The following is a 16,087-nucleotide window of genomic DNA, read 5'->3' on the forward strand; positions in this document are numbered from 1 at the left end:
GGTATATAGGAGGAAAGATGAAATTGTTGAGGATTATATTTTTAGTTTTTATCTGCATGTCTCTTTTTGGTTGTGGAGATGATGGCAAAGTTGGAAGTCTTACTCTGGGTACTCCTTTTGCGACTAACAATGGTGACGGCACTTATCAGGTAGGAGCTACAGCCACATACTCTAATCCTTCTCAAAGCAATCTTGTCGGGGTGTCTATAACTTTTAAGCTTATCGATACTGCTACAAATACTATCATAAGCACATTTTCAGACACAACACCAACAAATGGCAGTTTTGGCTGTCAGTGGACTGTGCCGCAACAACTAACCCCACAGGGGTTTCTGATTGTCGCAAGCTCCGGAGGTCTTGAAGATACTAAATCAGTTTCTGTACCCGCTTTGGGTGTTTTATCTGTTGCCTCCTCTTCTATTACATTCACAAATACCGAACCGGCACCTACAATTAAGCAAAATGCGATATCTGGTGGTACAACTCCATATTCTGCATCATCAAGCAATGCGGCACTTGCCACTGTTTCTGTCTCGGGGAACGCAGTTTCTGTGACAAGGGCTTCAAATGCAACTGGTACAGTTATTGTGACTGTCACAGACGCGTCGCCTACACGACAGTCGACATCTTTTAGTGTAGTGCTACAATAAGTTAGAGGTTTTTTTAGCCATCATATTAACATTTACGCCAGGGTGAATTCCCTGGCGTTTGTTTACAAAGGAACCAGTAAATGATCAGATTTCTTACCGCTGGAGAATCCCACGGGCCGCAGCTGACCGCCATTGTTGAAGGGGTTCCGTCCGGGCTTTCTCTTACCGAGGAGTACATAAACACCGATCTTGCCCGCCGTCAGATGGGGTATGGCCGTGGCGGCAGAATGCTTATCGAAAAAGATACTGTAGCTATTTTCTCAGGTGTTCGCTGGGGTAAAACCATCGGGTCACCGATTACTCTTGGCATCCAGAACCGGGATTGGGAGAACTGGCAGGAGAAGATGTCTCCGCATGAGCGGTTTCGTGATGAGCGGATCAGGGTGACCCGGTCCAGGCCGGGTCATGCCGACCTGCCGGGGGCTATGAAATATAATCATAGCGATGTGCGAAACATCCTCGAACGCTCAAGCGCACGCGAGACTGCCGCTCGCGTTGCTGTGGGGGCAGTTGCCAAGGCTCTGCTGGCGCAGTTCAATATAGAGGTCAGCGGTTTCGTCACTGAACTGGCTGGCATTAAGGCTGAACGCAAGAACCTGCCGCTTGCAGCTCTGCGTGAACTTGCTGCAAAGTCCGAACTGTTTACCTGTGATGCCGATGCGGAAGCGCAGATGAAGGCTGAGATCGACCGGGTAAAGGATGCCGGTGACACAGTTGGCGGCGTTATTGAAGTGGTGGTGACTGCCGTGCCCCCAGGTCTTGGCAGCCATGTGCAGTGGGACAGGAAGCTTGATGCCCGTCTGGCAATGGCACTGATGAGCATTCAGGCGATCAAGGGGGTTGAGGTTGGTAGCGGATTTGATGCTGCGCGCAACCCTGGTTCAAAAGTGCATGACGAAATTTATTACGAATCGAGCCGGGTGGCCCATGGTGAATCCAGCGGTTTTTACCGCAAGACCAACAATGCCGGTGGCATCGAGGGAGGCATTTCCAACGGTGAAGAGATCGTGGTTCGGGCAGCGATGAAGCCGATTCCTACTCTTTACAAACCGCTCAAGTCGGTAGACATCCTTACCAAGGAGCCTTTTGAGGCCACTGTGGAGCGCTCCGATACCTGCGCTGTGCCAGCTGCAGCGGTTGTTGCCGAAGCCATGGTGGCGATAGAGATTGCCAATGCCTTTCAAGAAAAGTTTGGCGGAGACTCCATGGAGGAGATCGAGCGGAATTATCGCAGCTACATAGAATACTTACGCTCATTTTGAACTATTAGTCGCCGCAGTTCTTAACCAATATGCTTAGTGTCAATCATCTGCTTTTGGAATTTTACTATGACTAAAATCCTGCCAGTGAGTAATAATACAGATGTTAATACAGCGCCGTCACTGAGTGTGGATGTTGCCCTGGGTGAGCGGAGTTACGGAATAAGCATCGGCAGTGGTACTTTGTCGAGTCTCGGGCAGGTCTGTAATGATCTGGGCTTGAGCAAGAAGCTAGTTGTTATTACCAACCCGACCGTTGCCGGTTATTACCTCAAATCGGTAATCACGTCGCTTGAATCTGCTGGGTTCACTGTCGCAACAGCCCAGATTCCCGATGGTGAGGAGTTTAAGAATCTTAAAGTAGTCGCAGCTGTTTATGACGATCTGGTTGATGCCGGTATGGACCGGGGTGGAGTGATTATTGCTCTTGGCGGAGGCGTAGTCGGTGACCTGGCCGGCTTTGTAGCTGCCACTTTTTTGCGTGGTATCGATTTTGTGCAGGTGCCGACGACACTGCTCTCGCAGGTGGACAGCAGCGTTGGTGGCAAAACAGGGGTAAACCTTGCCAAAGGGAAGAATCTGGTAGGCGCCTTTTATCAGCCTAAATTCGTGCTGATTGATGTCAATACCCTCTCTACCCTTCCTGAGCGTGAGTTTATCGGCGGTCTGGCCGAAGTTGTCAAATATGGCGTTATCCTGGATAGTGAGTTTTTCTGCTATATCGAGAGTCATGTGGATGAAGTCCTTGCACGGGAACCGGAAACTCTTAAGCACCTCATATCCCGGTGCTGCAGCCTGAAAGCTGAAGTCGTAGGTAAGGATGAGCGCGAGGCCGGGTTACGTGCTGTCCTCAACTATGGGCACACCCTTGGTCATGCAGTCGAGTCACTCTCTGGTTATGGCAAATATGCTCATGGCGAGGCCGTAGCCATAGGCATGGTAGCAGCAGCCCGCTTTTCTGAGCAAAAGGGGCTTGCTTCCTCGGCGGATACTGCCCGGATTGAGGCTTTGATCAGCAGGCTGCGGTTGCCTACAGTCGCTCCTCAATTTACTTCCGAAGAGTACATAGCGTCTCTTGTCAGGGACAAGAAAGCGCGCGATGGTGGTCTAACTTTTGTTTGTAACAAGGGGATCGGCAGCTTCAGCTTCCAACGGGTGACAGATCTAAAACCGCTTCTATCGGCATCCGGCATAGGGGGGTAAAATGGCGCAAAACGAATCTTCTTTTTGGACGGATATCAAGAAATTCGAAGACACGCTTGTAAAGGACCCTGCTTCCTACTGTTTTGCTCCCTTAGCTGAGTTATACCGCAAGTCCGGTCTGCTGGATGACGCCATTTCAACGGCCTTGAAGGGAACTGCCTTGCACCCGCAGTATTTTGGCGGGTATATGGCTCTTGGCAGGGCCTATCTGGACAAAGGGATGAACCCTGAGGCCCTGGATGCCTTACAGAAAGTAGTGGCGCTGAGTCCTGAGAATATACTCGCCCAGAAACTTTTGTCTCAGATATACATGGATCTTGGTGATTATGACCTGTCAAAGAATTCCCTGGAGGCGCTTTTAGCATTAAATCCTGCCGATACCGAGAGTCGGCTGCTGTTGGAGTCTCTGGAGAGAACGGCTGCGTCGAATCGTCAGGACGTGTCAGATCCGCTTGAATCCGGTGGGACTGGCGCGGTTAGCTTTATGGTCGAACTGGATGCTTCTGAGGAGAATGCCGAGGAGCTGGAGACTCTTGACCTTGTTGAAGAACTGGATGAGCTTGAGGGAAGCCCGTCCTTCTTTGCCGAACAGGAGCCTTTCCCACCTGCTCTTATACCGGATCATGATGCGCAAACTTCTTTAGACGATCCGGTCGATTATCCTGTTGGCATAAGGACCGCCACGATAGCCGAGCTTTATGTCACCCAGGGGCACCTTGAGCAAGCGCTCGATATTTATCAGGAACTGTTTGCGGCCAGTCCGGAAAACCTGGCCCATCGGAAAAGAATAGAAGAGTTGGAGCGGTTGCTTGCCGAGAGCAAATCTTCATCAGTGCTCGAGCCGCCAGATGAGGCCTTTTCTGTCGTTGAACCGGAGGCCGCCGGTTTTGCTGACGTTTTTAGCGCAGCTGTTACTTCTGATGAGACTCCATCACCTAATACAGAGGGCACCGACGAACTTGTCGTTCTGCTTCAGGGATGGCTGGATAATATAAGGAGGGCTAGAGAATGTCGTTCCGGGAGAGACTGAAAAAAATAGTCGAACAGGTCGATGGGGCCATAGGTGCCCTGATAATGGGCTATGACGGCATCCCCATCGACGAGAGCATTCGCCCTAATGCCTCACTTGATGTGCAACTGCTGGCGGTAGAGTACGCCACTTTACTGAAGGAGATTAAAAGAACTGTTGATGTCCTTAAGACCGGCGGGATGGAGGAGGTTTCCATAACATCCGGAGAGTTGAGAGTGGTGATCCGGGCTTTGAACGAAGAGTTTTTCATGGTTCTTCTTTTGGAGAAAGAGGGGAATTTCGGCCTCGGACGCTACCTGCTAAGACTGAATGCGCAAGCCTTCAGAGACATGCTTCAGGATTGAGGAAGTTATGAAGATTCTGGTAATTCATGGTCCGAACCTTAACCTGCTTGGCACACGCGAGCCGGGAATATACGGCAACACTACCCTTACGAATATCAATGCCGCTCTGCAAGCCCTTGCAGGAGAACTTGGCATTGAAGTCGCTTTCGTGCAATCCAATCACGAAGGCGGAATTGTTGACGCCATTCAGGCTGCCAAGACTGACTGCGACGGCATCTTGATAAATCCGGCTGCATACACCCACACCAGCGTTGCAATTCGCGATGCTGTCTCTGCCGTGGCGATTCCTGTTGTTGAAGTACATCTTTCAAATGTCCATGCCCGCGAAGAGTTCCGCAGTAAGAGCTATATTGCCCCTGTAGCTGTCGGCCAGATCTCCGGATTCGGTGTAGATAGCTATCTGTTGGGGCTTCGCGCAATTTTTAGCCATATTAAATTGAGATTGTAATCCCCCATTGATTATGCTAAAAGACAGAATCTTTTCGGCCAGGGAGTGTTTGGAGCGAAATTCCATTGATGCTCTCCTGGTGACATCTCTCCAGTCCATCCGTTACCTGTCGGGTTTTTCGGGAAGCGATGGTGTTCTGCTGGTAACGCCGGACGCCGGCTGTTTTCTCACCGACTCGCGTTACACCACACAGGCAAGCCGTGAGGTCTCAGGTTTTGCTGTTGCGGAATACCGGTCCAAACTTGATGCCGTTGTGGAATGGTTTTCCGCCTGTGGTTGCAGGCGTATCGGTTTTATTGCCTCTCAACTGACGGTTGAGGTTTACGACGAACTTAAAGCTAAACTCCCTGAAGTCGAGTTTGTTGCACTGAAGGATGAGCTCGCCGATATCAGGAGGATCAAGAGCCACGAGGAAATAGTACTCCTGGAGACGGCAGCGTCTCTGGCTTCCGAAGCTTTTTTATCCATTTTACCCTTGATCCGGCCGGGAATTTCAGAACGGGAACTTGCCCTGGAACTGGAAGTTGCCATGAGGCGACAGGGGGCAGATGACAAGGCTTTTGACTTTATTGTCGCTTCGGGGGAGAGGGGCGCGCTTCCGCATGGTCGTGCCAGCGAACGGGTCATTTGCCAGGGAGAGCTGATAACTTTTGATTTTGGCGCTATTTGCAACGGTTACAATTCGGATGAAACTGTAACTGTTGCCTTGGGCAGTCCCGATCCGCAGCTCCTCGATATCTTCTCGATTGTTAAGGAAGCCCATGACAGGGCTATTGACGCGGTGAAGCCGGGAGTTCCTCTTAAAGATCTGGATAGGATTGCCCGCTCTTTCATTGCGGAGAAAGGGTTTGGCTCTTTCTTCGGGCATGGCCTGGGCCATGGCGTTGGCCTTGAGGTGCACGAAAAGCCGCTGGTCTCTTTTAGAAGCGATGAGATTGCTGCCGAGGGGATGGTCTTCACGATCGAGCCTGGTATTTATGTTCCGGGGTTAGGTGGCGTGAGAATCGAGGATACGGTGGTTGTCGAAGCATCGGGTTGCCGTTTATTGACAAAGGTTTCCAAGGAACTGCGGGTGCTTTAAGCACCGCGGATTTTGAGCGTGAGGCAGCTGATGCTGCCATGTGAAAAGGAGAAAGTATGGATATCAAAGATATTAAAACGTTGATAAAGATGGTTACAGAGACGGACATAACGGAATTTGAGATCGAGAATCCGGAAGAGCGCATCTTGATAAAACGTGGGACATCCACGGAAGTTGTTCATGTGCAGGCACCTCAGGTCATGGCAGCACCTCAGGCAATTGCTGCGGCTCATCCCCAGGTTGCTGGGGCTCCTGCAGCCGCTGCCGCACCGGTTGCCGAGAAAGGTGATCCCATCACTTCACCGATAGTCGGCACTTTCTATCGCGCACCGGCGCCTGATGCCGCCCCTTATGTCGAGGTCGGCCAGGTCGTCGAAAAAGGCCAGGTTCTGTGCATTGTTGAAGCGATGAAGTTGATGAATGAAATTGAAGCGGAATACCGCTGCAAGATCGTCAAGATTTGTAAGGAGAATGCCCAGCCGGTTGAGTTCGGCGATGCCCTCTTTCTTGTCGAAAAAGCCTAGGAGTCACACATGTTCCATAAAGTTCTAATCGCCAATCGCGGCGAAATTGCACTCCGTGTAATCCGCGCCTGTCGCGAACTCGGCATAAAAACCGTCGCTGTCTACTCTGATGCTGACCGCGAATCGCTTCATGTCCGTCTGGCAGACGAGAGTGTCTGCATCGGTCCGGCTCCGAGCCTGAAAAGCTACCTGAATATAAACGCCATCATCAGCGCGGCTGAGCTGACCGATGCCGAGGCGATCCATCCCGGCTACGGCTTCCTTTCAGAAAATGCCGGATTTGCCGATATTTGCGAAAAATGCGGCATAACCTTTATTGGCCCATCTGCTGAGAGCATGCGTATTATGGGGGACAAGATCAGTGCCCGCCAAGCTGTCATAAAAGAGGGCGTGCCGATCCTTCCAGGCACCAAGGAAGGTGTCCATGATGTCAATGAAGCGGTAAAAGTCGCAAAGCAGATCGGCTTTCCGGTAATTATCAAGGCTACAGCCGGTGGCGGTGGTCGCGGGATGAAGATTGTCCATTCTCCGGCGACTCTCCCCAATGCCTTTGCTACTGCCAGGGCTGAGGCACAGTCAGGCTTCGGCAATCCGGAAGTCTATATCGAGAAATACTGCGAGCAGCCTCGCCATGTGGAGATCCAGATTCTCGGCGACAAGCACGGCAATGTGATCCACCTCGGAGAACGTGATTGCTCGATTCAGCGCCGTCATCAGAAACTGATTGAGGAAGCGCCATCTACCATCAGCACCCCTGAACTTCGGAAAGCTATGGGCGAAGCCGCTGTCAGGGCTGCAAAGGCAGTCGGTTACAGCAGCGCCGGTACCATGGAGTTCCTGGTCGATAAACAGAATAATTTCTATTTCATGGAAATGAACACCAGGGTTCAGGTTGAGCACCCGGTGACAGAGATGGTTACCGGCGTCGATATCGTTCGCGAACAGATCCGCTCTGCCGCAGGTCACAAGCTTCGCTACAAACAGAGCGATATCAAGATCAATGGCCACGCCATTGAATGCCGCATCAATGCCGAGGACTCTGTAAAGTTCACGCCTTGTCCGGGCCGGATCACTGCCTACCATCCGCCTGGAGGACTTGGGGTGCGTGTGGATTCGTTCGTGTACGCCAATTACTCTGTAGTGCCACATTATGACTCTTTGATTGCCAAGCTTATCGTTCATGCTGAGACAAGAGAGGATGCTATCTGCAGAATGGCCAGAGCACTTGACGAATATATAATCGATGGTATAAAAACGACCATACCTTTTCACAAGCGGATCATGGCCAACAAGGACTTCATAGAAGGGAACATTGATACCGGTTTCCTTGAGCGTATCGTATTGGAGTAGTCGATGGATTTTCCTGAGGAGTTGAAATACAGCAAAGAGCACTTTTGGGTGCGAGTTGAAGGTAACAGGGCGGTTCTGGGGATTACCGATTACGCCCAGATCGAACTGGGAGGGATTACTTCGGTTGAGCTCCCGGATGTTGGCTATGATCTTGAGCAGGACGACTCGTTCGGCTCCATAGAAGCCAGAAAAACGGTAGCAGACCTCTATGCTCCGGTTGGAGGCTCAGTTGTTGCTTACAACGAGGAACTCCATGATGCTCCGGAACTGGTCAATGACGATCCTTACGATGGCGGCTGGCTTGTCGAGATTGAGCTTTCCGATAAGGAAGAACTCAACCTCCTGATGAGCGCCGATGATTATCAGGATTATGTAGCAGAAGTGGAATGACGCGACTCTGAATTATCATGTTTACGCAAGGCGAGGTTTCTCGCCTTGCTTTTTTTTTGATGAGGGTATTGTCAATGTCGCTAAGGGTAGGCCGAATTGAGTATGCGAACTGCGTCCCGCTGTTCAAAGCGTTTGATGCGCTTTGTGATAAAGACCACAGATTTGTTGACGGTGTGCCCGCCATATTGAACGCCATGCTGTCACTTGGCGAGATCGACCTTTCACCTTCGTCATCAATAGCCTATGGAAAAGATCCCAACCGATACTGGCTTCTCCCCGGATTGTCCATCAGCGCAACCGGCCCGGTGAGGAGCGTGCTCCTTTTTACGCGGCAGCCTCTTGAAGAGCTTGACGGGGCGACTATCGGGCTTACGAATGAGTCTGATACCTCGGTTGCACTTTTGAAGATAATTCTGGGAAAGTTCCTTGCTTTCAAAAACAGCTTTCAGCGCACTGATGCCCTGCCGCAGCAAGCTGATAGTGCTTTTGGAGCACTTTTGCTCATTGGTAATCAGGCGATGAGAATGAGCATGACTGTCTCAGATTATCATGTCTACGATCTCGGTGAACTCTGGCATCGCTTCACCGGGCTTCCGTTTGTTTATGCCCTGTGGGTTGTTAATCGGCAGTCCGTAGCGGGACAGGAAGACAGCGTAATTGACTTGGCGCGCACTCTGCAACAAGCAAAGGTAGCATGCCGGGACAGGCTTCCTTTATACGTCAAAGGGTCGGGGCTTGAATGGTATGGTTTTGATAACTTGATTTCCTATTGGCAGACCATATCCTACGACCTTGGGGAACTTGAGATGGAAGGGTTACGGACCTTTTATCGCTACTCTTATGAATTGGGCATTATAGAGCAACTGCCAGAGATTGTTTTTTTCCCTGGAGCCATAAGCGGCGGGAGTTTTTAATGCCCAGCTTAAACGGAAATAAAGGTAGCGCCCGCTGGTTTGACATCCTTGCCGACCGCTTCAGGGGAGTTAGAAATGGTCGCAGGGCAGAGCCGATAAATGGTTCAGAGGTCCGGTGCCATCTTGTGGTAAAGGTGCGTTGGCTGCTGCTTTTATTCATCGGATCATATGTGGTTTCAGCCGGGAGTGTCTTCACTTTCAGCCGCTACGGATTTTTCCTGTCCCAGGAACAAAAACTGATTCTTATCGGCAGTGTCCTTTCAGTTGCCGTCTATAACCTGGCATATCAATTTTGCTATGACAGGATCAGCCGTTTTCGCTACGCCGACCATTTTCAGATCCTTTTGGACATATTTTTTGTTACCGCACTTGTTCATGTGAGTGGTGGCGTTTCCAGCTGGTTCTGGGCGGTCTATCTTGTTGTGACCATTGAGTCGGCTTTTCTCCTCAAGAACAAGAGGGATGTCTGGCTGCTTGGCGCCATTGGTGGGGGCCTGTTCGGGGCCTTGCTTGTGGTTGAGTATTATGGCGTGATTGATAATGTCTTGATGCCTTTTGTTGCCGGCGAATTGCACCATGACTACCTGTATATTGCACTGCGCTGGCTTTGGGTGGCGATGCTGAACACTGTCGCTGCATTGGTAACGACATTTCTGATGGGTGTCATTCGAACTGAGTCCCAGCTCTTACGGGAAAGCGAGGAGCGGCTCCTCAATTTTATCGATACTGCCAACGACCTTATCCTATGTTTCACTCCTGAAGGGCAGCTGGTTTATGCCAATAAGGCCCTGAGCAAAGCGATGGGATACAATAAAGAAGAAATGCTTGAGCTGCAGGTCTCCGGCTCGATCTCGTCTGCAGGGCTCAGGGCATACAATGCAGCAGTGGGGCATGCTCTCAAGCATGGTTATTCAGAAATAATTGAAACCGACCTTATAACCAAGGATGGCAAAATCATTCCGGTTGAGGGGAGTTTCACCTGCAGTTTTCGCGATAACCGGCCTGTAGCAGTCTGGTGGATATGCCGTGATATCTCTGAGAGGAGATTGGCGCAGCAGCAGCTCTATCAGCTTGCCCATTATGATGCCCTGACCGAGTTGCCGAACAGGGTCTTGCTTTATGACCGTCTCAAGCAGGCACGGGCTTATGCCCATCGTGAAGGCGGGACAATGGCGGTCATCTTTCTGGATCTTGATCGCTTTAAGATCATCAATGACACCCTTGGCCATCCGGTTGGAGACAGGCTGCTGCAATCGGTAGCAAAGCGGCTTTCTTCTTGTGTCAGGGAGGTCGATACTGCTGCCAGGATCGGGGGGGATGAATTCGTTGTCATCCTGGTCAATCTCCGCGAACCGTCGGATGCAGAAAAGATTGCCTCAAAAATTCTTGTTGCTCTGTCAGCGCCGCATATAATAGATGCTCACGAGCTTTTCATTACAACGAGCATCGGAATCAGCCTGTATCCAAGAGACGATGAGGATGTTGACAATCTGATCAAGAAGGCCGACATCGCCATGTATGCTTCCAAATCAGACGGCTGTAACGCCTATAGATTCTATGAGCCCAACATGGACGAGCACGCGCACAAGCGGTTTGTGCTGGAAAACAGCCTGAGAAAGGCGTTGGAAGGTAACGAGTTCCTGCTGCATTATCAGCCTAAGGTAGATATCTCAAGCGGTGACATTACTGCGTTTGAGGCGTTGCTGCGCTGGAATCACCCTGATTTGGGGCTGCTATCTCCAGCAGAATTCATTCCCCTTGCAGAAGAAACTGGGCTGATCATCCCTATTGGCGAATGGGTGATTCGCCACGTTTGCGCCCAGAATGTCGTGTGGCAGAAAGAGGGCCTTTCAAATCTGAGAATAGCAATCAATCTGTCAGGCTATCAACTGCAGCAACAGAACTTCCTTGAATTTGTAGAGGAATCTTTAACTGATACCGGCCTTGATCCTGAATGTCTGGAGTTCGAGATAACCGAGACCGTGATCATGCAGAATCCTGATTTCACCATTAGCATGCTGAATAAACTCAGAGATCTGGGAATTCATATTTCAATTGACGATTTCGGCACTGGCTATTCATCGCTATCGCATCTGAAGCGGTTTTCGGTCAATACCCTGAAAATCGACAAGACCTTTGTCAGTGAAGTTGAGTCAAGTGCAACGGATGCTGCCATTGCCACCGCTATCATCGCCATGGGGAGCAGTCTTAATCTGAGAGTGATTGCCGAAGGGGTCGAGACCAAGGGGCAGCTGGAATTTTTGAAGGAAAAGCTGTGTGACGAAATGCAGGGTTATTATTTCAGTCGGCCAATGCCCCCTGAGAAGGTTACCGAGTTTATGCGCGGCAAGCAGATCCGGAACCCGGAAACGGCGGCCTAGGGGTTATTTGCGCAGCCTGGCATAATCAGTCAGGATCTGGGCATGGTCGAAACAAAGAGCTGTTGGCAGGGCTGCCAAAGGAAAGACGGCAAGGTTTATGGCGTCATCCGCTGCTTTTGGTGTTCCAGAGCCTTTACCGATAAAAACCGTTGATATCGTATGAAAACGCTGATCTCTGGTCGGATCGGAATAACAGCCAAGCAGATGCAAGTCTGAAACCTCCAGAGATGTCTCCTCCCTGGCCTCCCTTATTGCCGCAGTTTCAAGAGATTCGCCATAGTCAACGAACCCACCGGGTAGCGCCCAGCCAAACGGCTCGTTTTTTCGCTCGATCAGGACAATTCCCTCGTCTATCTCGATAATTATGTCTACCGTTGGCAGCGGGTTGCGGTACGACTTGACCTGTTGCCCGCATTGGGGGCAGGTGAGGGTGTCAAAAGCCATTGAGTTCCCCATAAAAAAAGGGGGCCAACTGAGGCCCCCTGGTACTTACGGAGACAATTGTCTCCTTGAGAGTTACTTCTTCTTCCCGCCGGCAGCTTTTTTGGATGCCTTGAGAGGGTTGATTTTGAGCTCTTCGCTCTTGATCTCTACCTTAACGTGTGTGGCGAAATTGCATATGCCGTCAGCCCATTTTTTGGCTGGTGCTGGATATGCGGTACAGACCTGGCCGATTGAGCCTTCTGTAACTCTTTCACATCCTTCGCAGTTCTCCACAATTACCTGGCACGAGCCAGCGGAGAACACACACCCCTGATTCCCCCAGAATGTACACTCTGTACCGCGAAGCACGGTTTGACACTGCATGATTCTCCTCCTCTTTCCCGTTCTGCTGATTCAAGCGTAAAGCCTAATTTACCAAGTTTGCTTCAATTAAGTCAACCGGAAAAATCCCCCAACTCTATCTTTAGTTTCCATGGTTTCCCTTGACTCACCTAGGGGTGTGTATTAACCTTTGAGCATCTGTTATTTGGCTGTGAAACAGCTTTTACGGGAGGGAATATGAATCGGATCACGTTCGGCACCTCTGGATGGCGCGGCATACTCTGTGAGGACTTTATTTTTGAGAACGTCAGGGTGGTTACGCAGGCGATAGCCGATCACCTGATCGCATCAGGGGAGAGCGGCAAAGGGCTTATAGTCGGCTGCGATTCCCGGTTCATGGGTGAACGGTTTGTCCGTGAATCGGCACAGGTACTTGCCGGCGCCGGGATAAAGGTTTATTTGTGCAATCGCGACACCCCGACTCCAGTCATCTCTTTTGAGATTCTCCGCCGCAAAACAGCGGGAGCGATCAACTTCACTGCCAGCCATAATCCACCAGAGTACAACGGCATCAAATTCTCTCCTGCCTGGGGTGGGCCCGCTCTTCCTGAAACCACCGGGGATATCGAGCGCCGTGCCAACGAGATGCTGGGCGAATTCTGTTACAAGGAACGGTTTCTGGACAATGCCAAAAAAGACGGGCTGTGCGAGGAGATTGATTGTCGTCCCGCTTATCTGGATGATCTCTCCACTAAGATCGACTTCGATGCTGTCGCCAGTTTGGGTGGGGTGGCGCTGAATCCACTATATGGCACGGCTCGCGGCTATCTTGATGAGCCGCTGATGAAGCGGGGCATGAAGTTTCACCAGATCAATGCCCATCGCGACCCGTATTTCGGTGGCTTTGCGCCTGAGCCTGCCGAGAAGAACATTCAGGATTTCATCTCCCTGGTCAGGAAAGACCCTTCAATTCGCCTTGGCCTAGCCACTGATGGTGATGCCGACCGCTTCGGCATTATTGACGAGGATGGCACATACATAGAGCCGAACTACATCATTGCCCTGCTGCTCGATTATCTGGTCAGGGTGAAAAAAATGACCGGCGGCGTAGCCAGAAGCGTTGCCACCTCCCACCTTATCGATGCAGTGGCTCGGCATCACGGCATTCAACTTTATGAGACACCGGTTGGCTTCAAATATATCGGCGAACTGATCAGCCAGGACAAGATCATCATTGGTGGCGAGGAGAGCGCCGGCCTCTCGATCAAGGGGCATGTCCCGGAAAAAGACGGCATTCTCGCCTGTTTCCTGGTTGCCGAGATGGTTGCCCGGGAAGGGAAAAGCGTCTCACAACTGTTGCAAGAGCTTTATGCAAAGGTTGGCTGCTACCTGACCAGACGCGACAACATCAAACTCTCTCCGCAGCTTGAGGCAGCCTACAAGGGGAAAGTGGCCAGCGTTCCTGCCGAGATCGCCGGGGCCAAAGTCAAAGATGTGGTCACCATTGACGGCGTGAAACTGATCCTGGAAGACGGCAGTTGGCTGCTGTTCCGCAAGTCAGGTACCGAGCCTGTGGTGCGCCTTTATGGCGAGGCATCTTCTGATGACCGCCTGAATACTGTCATGTCAGCTGGTCGTGAGTTTATACTTGGTAAATAGGACTTGATTTGTCCTGTTGAATGGTTATACTGAAATAAAAAACTGGAGGCCGGTTCATGTGGGATTACACCGATAAAGTAAAAGAGCATTTTCTCAATCCCCGCAATGTCGGGGATATAGCTGACGCTGATGCTGTGGGCGAAGTAGGCAGCCTTGCCTGCGGTGATGCCCTGAAGCTCTTCATAAAGCTTGATGATAATAAGGAACGCATTGTTGACGCCAAATTCCAGACATTCGGCTGCGGCAGCGCCATCGCCTCGTCATCGGCCCTGACCGAGATGATCAAGGGTAAGACGCTGGATGAGGCGCTGGGAGTGACCAACCAGGAGATCGCCGATTTTCTCGGCGGACTTCCCGAAGAAAAAATGCACTGCTCGGTTATGGGCCAGGAGGCACTGGAAGTCGCCATCGCCAAGTACCGCGGAGGGCCTCTCCCGGTCCATCACGACCATGGCCATGACCAGGAGCAGGAAGGCGAAATCGTCTGCAAGTGTTTTGGCCTTACCGACGGCTTTCTCAAAAAAGTCATAGCCCAGAACCGGCTCCACACCGCAGAACAGGTGACCCATTTCACCAAGGCCGGCGGAGCATGCGGCGGCTGCATCCCCAAGATCAAGGAGCTTATCGCCGAAGTCCTTGGCGAACAGAAGCAGGATGCACCCAAAAGGCCGGAGAAACTGACCAACCTGCGTAAGATGCAGCTGATCCAGGAGGTCCTGGAAAATGAGATCAGACCGCAACTCTGGTCGGACGGCGGCGATCTTGAACTGATCGATATCGCCGGCGCAACGGTGCAGATTGCCTTTCGCAAGGCATGCGCCGGTTGCGCGTCATCCGGTTATACTGCCAAATTTGTCGAACAGAAACTGCGCGACCTCGTCAGTGACGACATCGTTGTCGAGGAGGTCCAGCAATGAAGGAGATTTACCTCGACAACAATGCGACAACCAAGGTAGACGAGGCAGTCTTCGAGGAGATGCGTCCCTACTTCTGCGAACTGTACGGCAACCCGAGTTCCATGCATTTCTTCGGCGGCCAGGTCCAGAAAAAAGTCGATGAGGCCCGGTCACGGGTCGCTGCCCTGTTGGGCGCCGATCCTTCTGAAATCATCTTTACTGCCTGCGGCACTGAGAGCGACAATACCGCAATCCGCTCTGCCATTGAGGTCTTTCCCAATCGCCGGCATATCATCACCACCCGGGTCGAGCACCCGGCAGTGCTCACTCTCTGCCGCAACCTGACCAAGCATGGCTATCGGGTCACCGAGCTGAATGTCGATGGCGCGGGGAGGCTGGACCTTGATGAACTGCGCAAGGTCGTCGATGAAGATACTGCCATAGTGTCGATCATGTATGCCAACAACGAGACCGGCGTGGTGTTCCCGATAGAAGAGATCGGGCAGATTGTGAAAGAGAAGGGGGCGCTGTTTCATACCGATGCGGTTCAGGCGGTAGGCAAAATCCCTCTGAACATGGCATCCTCCACCATCGACATGTTAGCCCTGTCTGGCCACAAGCTCCATGCCCCAAAGGGGATCGGCGCCCTCTATCTTCGTAAAGGGGTCCCGTTCCGGCCGTTCATGGTCGGCGGTCACCAGGAGAAGAGCCGCAGGGCCGGTACCGAAGCGACCTCATCGGTCATTGCCCTTGGCAAGGCGTGCGAGCTTGCCGGTCAGCATCTCGATGACGAAAACACCAGGGTCAAGGGAATGCGTGACCGCCTGGAACGCGAACTGATGGCCATCATTCCGGCATCCCGGATCAATGGTGGCGGCGCGGAGCGGCTCCCCAACACGCTATCCATAGCCTTTGAATTTGTTGAAGGCGAGGCGATCCTGCTGCTGCTCTCGGAAAAAGGGATTTGCGCATCTTCCGGCAGCGCCTGCACCTCCGGTTCGCTTGAGCCGTCCCATGTCCTCCGGGCAATGGGGGTACCGTTCACCTGCGCCCACGGCTCCATCCGCTTTTCGCTGTCACGTTTCACAACCGACGAAGAGATCAATGCGGTGATCAAGGAACTGCCGCCGATCATTCAGCGGCTCAGGGAGATTTCACCGTTTGGCCGGGAGCTGTTGAAGAAACAGTGACAG

At 51.7% G+C, this 16,087-nt stretch carries 17 protein-coding genes; 15 read left to right on the plus strand and 2 right to left on the minus strand.

Annotated features, from left to right (window positions below; translation table 11 throughout):
* Nucleotides 1–17: 17 nt before the first annotated feature.
* The 12 genes from KI809_RS15070 to KI809_RS15125 all read left to right on the plus strand — a co-directional run bounded on the left by KI809_RS15070 (nt 18) and on the right by KI809_RS15125 (nt 11,574).
* A complete protein-coding gene (locus KI809_RS15070; RefSeq protein ID WP_214172409.1) occupies nt 18–650 on the plus strand; it encodes a hypothetical protein in 633 nt (210 codons plus the stop codon).
* An 80-nt stretch (nt 651–730) separates the two neighbouring features.
* A complete protein-coding gene (gene aroC, locus KI809_RS15075; protein ID WP_214172410.1) occupies nt 731–1,912 on the plus strand; it encodes a chorismate synthase in 1,182 nt (393 codons plus the stop codon).
* Between the two features lie 66 nt (nt 1,913–1,978).
* Complete coding sequence (aroB, locus tag KI809_RS15080) at nt 1,979–3,112, plus strand: 3-dehydroquinate synthase (protein WP_214172411.1); 1,134 nt, start codon at nt 1,979–1,981, stop codon at nt 3,110–3,112.
* Nucleotide 3,113: 1 nt separating this feature from the next.
* On the plus strand, nt 3,114–4,142 hold the full coding sequence (locus tag KI809_RS15085; RefSeq protein ID WP_214172412.1) for a tetratricopeptide repeat protein: 1,029 nt from the start codon (nt 3,114–3,116) through the stop codon (nt 4,140–4,142).
* Nucleotides 4,121–4,486: a roadblock/LC7 domain-containing protein gene (locus KI809_RS15090; protein ID WP_214172413.1), complete on the plus strand. Its 366-nt coding sequence runs from the start codon at nt 4,121–4,123 to the stop codon at nt 4,484–4,486. The genes KI809_RS15085 and KI809_RS15090 overlap by 22 nt, the downstream gene beginning before the upstream one ends.
* Before the next feature lie 7 nt (nt 4,487–4,493).
* Nucleotides 4,494–4,934, plus strand: a complete 441-nt coding sequence (gene aroQ, locus KI809_RS15095) for a type II 3-dehydroquinate dehydratase (RefSeq protein WP_214172414.1) — start codon at nt 4,494–4,496, stop codon at nt 4,932–4,934.
* Nucleotides 4,935–4,947: 13 nt separating this feature from the next.
* Entirely contained in the window at nt 4,948–6,015 is a 1,068-nt protein-coding gene (locus tag KI809_RS15100) for a M24 family metallopeptidase (protein WP_214172415.1), read from the plus strand.
* Between the two features lie 56 nt (nt 6,016–6,071).
* Nucleotides 6,072–6,539, plus strand: a complete 468-nt coding sequence (accB, locus tag KI809_RS15105) for an acetyl-CoA carboxylase biotin carboxyl carrier protein (RefSeq protein ID WP_214172416.1) — start codon at nt 6,072–6,074, stop codon at nt 6,537–6,539.
* 9 nt (nt 6,540–6,548) lie between these two features.
* Nucleotides 6,549–7,889, plus strand: coding sequence for an acetyl-CoA carboxylase biotin carboxylase subunit (gene accC / locus KI809_RS15110; protein ID WP_214172417.1), 1,341 nt, complete (start codon nt 6,549–6,551; stop codon nt 7,887–7,889).
* A gap of 3 nt (nt 7,890–7,892) precedes the next feature.
* Nucleotides 7,893–8,279, plus strand: coding sequence for a glycine cleavage system protein GcvH (gene gcvH, locus KI809_RS15115; RefSeq protein WP_214172418.1), 387 nt, complete (start codon nt 7,893–7,895; stop codon nt 8,277–8,279).
* Nucleotides 8,280–8,353: 74 nt separating this feature from the next.
* Nucleotides 8,354–9,193 carry a menaquinone biosynthetic enzyme MqnA/MqnD family protein gene (locus KI809_RS15120; protein ID WP_214172419.1) on the plus strand — a complete coding sequence of 280 codons (840 nt, stop codon included), beginning with the start codon at nt 8,354–8,356 and terminating at the stop codon, nt 9,191–9,193.
* Nucleotides 9,193–11,574, plus strand: coding sequence for an EAL domain-containing protein (locus tag KI809_RS15125; protein WP_214172420.1), 2,382 nt, complete (start codon nt 9,193–9,195; stop codon nt 11,572–11,574). Before KI809_RS15120 ends, KI809_RS15125 begins: the two co-directional genes overlap by 1 nt.
* 3 nt (nt 11,575–11,577) lie before the next feature.
* On the opposite strand, the gene KI809_RS15130 is transcribed toward KI809_RS15125, so the two are convergent.
* Complete coding sequence (locus KI809_RS15130) at nt 11,578–12,018, minus strand: NUDIX domain-containing protein (RefSeq protein WP_214172421.1); 441 nt, start codon at nt 12,016–12,018, stop codon at nt 11,578–11,580.
* Nucleotides 12,019–12,090: 72 nt separating this feature from the next.
* Nucleotides 12,091–12,381: a PxxKW family cysteine-rich protein gene (locus tag KI809_RS15135; protein ID WP_214172422.1), complete on the minus strand. Its 291-nt coding sequence runs from the start codon at nt 12,379–12,381 to the stop codon at nt 12,091–12,093.
* 195 nt (nt 12,382–12,576) lie between these two features.
* On the opposite strand from KI809_RS15135, the gene KI809_RS15140 reads away from it, so the two are divergent.
* Genes KI809_RS15140 through nifS form a run of 3 tightly spaced genes read left to right on the plus strand, consistent with a single transcriptional unit; the run spans nt 12,577 to nt 16,084 of the window.
* A complete protein-coding gene (locus KI809_RS15140; RefSeq protein WP_214172423.1) occupies nt 12,577–13,998 on the plus strand; it encodes a phosphoglucomutase/phosphomannomutase family protein in 1,422 nt (473 codons plus the stop codon).
* A 56-nt stretch (nt 13,999–14,054) separates the two neighbouring features.
* On the plus strand, nt 14,055–14,915 hold the full coding sequence (gene nifU, locus KI809_RS15145) for a Fe-S cluster assembly protein NifU (RefSeq protein WP_214172424.1): 861 nt from the start codon (nt 14,055–14,057) through the stop codon (nt 14,913–14,915).
* Nucleotides 14,912–16,084: a cysteine desulfurase NifS gene (nifS, locus tag KI809_RS15150; protein ID WP_214172425.1), complete on the plus strand. Its 1,173-nt coding sequence runs from the start codon at nt 14,912–14,914 to the stop codon at nt 16,082–16,084. The genes nifU and nifS overlap by 4 nt, the downstream gene beginning before the upstream one ends.
* Nucleotides 16,085–16,087 lie beyond the last annotated feature (3 nt).

It is taken from the genome of Geoanaerobacter pelophilus (assembly GCF_018476885.1).
Classification (GTDB): Bacteria; Desulfobacterota; Desulfuromonadia; order Geobacterales; family DSM-12255; genus Geoanaerobacter; species Geoanaerobacter pelophilus.

What these genes read in the sequence shown, in the direction of transcription:
- accC (WP_214172417.1), top strand. Translation starts at nt 6,549, where the DNA reads ATGTTCCATAAAGTTCTAATCGCCAATCGCGGCGAAATTGCACTCCGT.
- gcvH (WP_214172418.1), top strand. Translation starts at nt 7,893, where the DNA reads ATGGATTTTCCTGAGGAGTTGAAATACAGCAAAGAGCACTTTTGGGTG.
- KI809_RS15125 (WP_214172420.1), top strand. Translation starts at nt 9,193, where the DNA reads ATGCCCAGCTTAAACGGAAATAAAGGTAGCGCCCGCTGGTTTGACATC.
- KI809_RS15120 (WP_214172419.1), top strand. Translation starts at nt 8,354, where the DNA reads ATGTCGCTAAGGGTAGGCCGAATTGAGTATGCGAACTGCGTCCCGCTG.
- KI809_RS15090 (WP_214172413.1), top strand. Translation starts at nt 4,121, where the DNA reads ATGTCGTTCCGGGAGAGACTGAAAAAAATAGTCGAACAGGTCGATGGG.
- KI809_RS15100 (WP_214172415.1), top strand. Translation starts at nt 4,948, where the DNA reads ATGCTAAAAGACAGAATCTTTTCGGCCAGGGAGTGTTTGGAGCGAAAT.
- KI809_RS15140 (WP_214172423.1), top strand. Translation starts at nt 12,577, where the DNA reads ATGAATCGGATCACGTTCGGCACCTCTGGATGGCGCGGCATACTCTGT.
- KI809_RS15130 (WP_214172421.1), bottom strand. Translation starts at nt 12,018, where the DNA reads ATGGCTTTTGACACCCTCACCTGCCCCCAATGCGGGCAACAGGTCAAG.
- aroQ (WP_214172414.1), top strand. Translation starts at nt 4,494, where the DNA reads ATGAAGATTCTGGTAATTCATGGTCCGAACCTTAACCTGCTTGGCACA.
- KI809_RS15085 (WP_214172412.1), top strand. Translation starts at nt 3,114, where the DNA reads ATGGCGCAAAACGAATCTTCTTTTTGGACGGATATCAAGAAATTCGAA.
- aroC (WP_214172410.1), top strand. Translation starts at nt 731, where the DNA reads ATGATCAGATTTCTTACCGCTGGAGAATCCCACGGGCCGCAGCTGACC.
- aroB (WP_214172411.1), top strand. Translation starts at nt 1,979, where the DNA reads ATGACTAAAATCCTGCCAGTGAGTAATAATACAGATGTTAATACAGCG.
- KI809_RS15070 (WP_214172409.1), top strand. Translation starts at nt 18, where the DNA reads ATGAAATTGTTGAGGATTATATTTTTAGTTTTTATCTGCATGTCTCTT.
- accB (WP_214172416.1), top strand. Translation starts at nt 6,072, where the DNA reads ATGGATATCAAAGATATTAAAACGTTGATAAAGATGGTTACAGAGACG.
- nifS (WP_214172425.1), top strand. Translation starts at nt 14,912, where the DNA reads ATGAAGGAGATTTACCTCGACAACAATGCGACAACCAAGGTAGACGAG.
- nifU (WP_214172424.1), top strand. Translation starts at nt 14,055, where the DNA reads ATGTGGGATTACACCGATAAAGTAAAAGAGCATTTTCTCAATCCCCGC.
- KI809_RS15135 (WP_214172422.1), bottom strand. Translation starts at nt 12,381, where the DNA reads ATGCAGTGTCAAACCGTGCTTCGCGGTACAGAGTGTACATTCTGGGGG.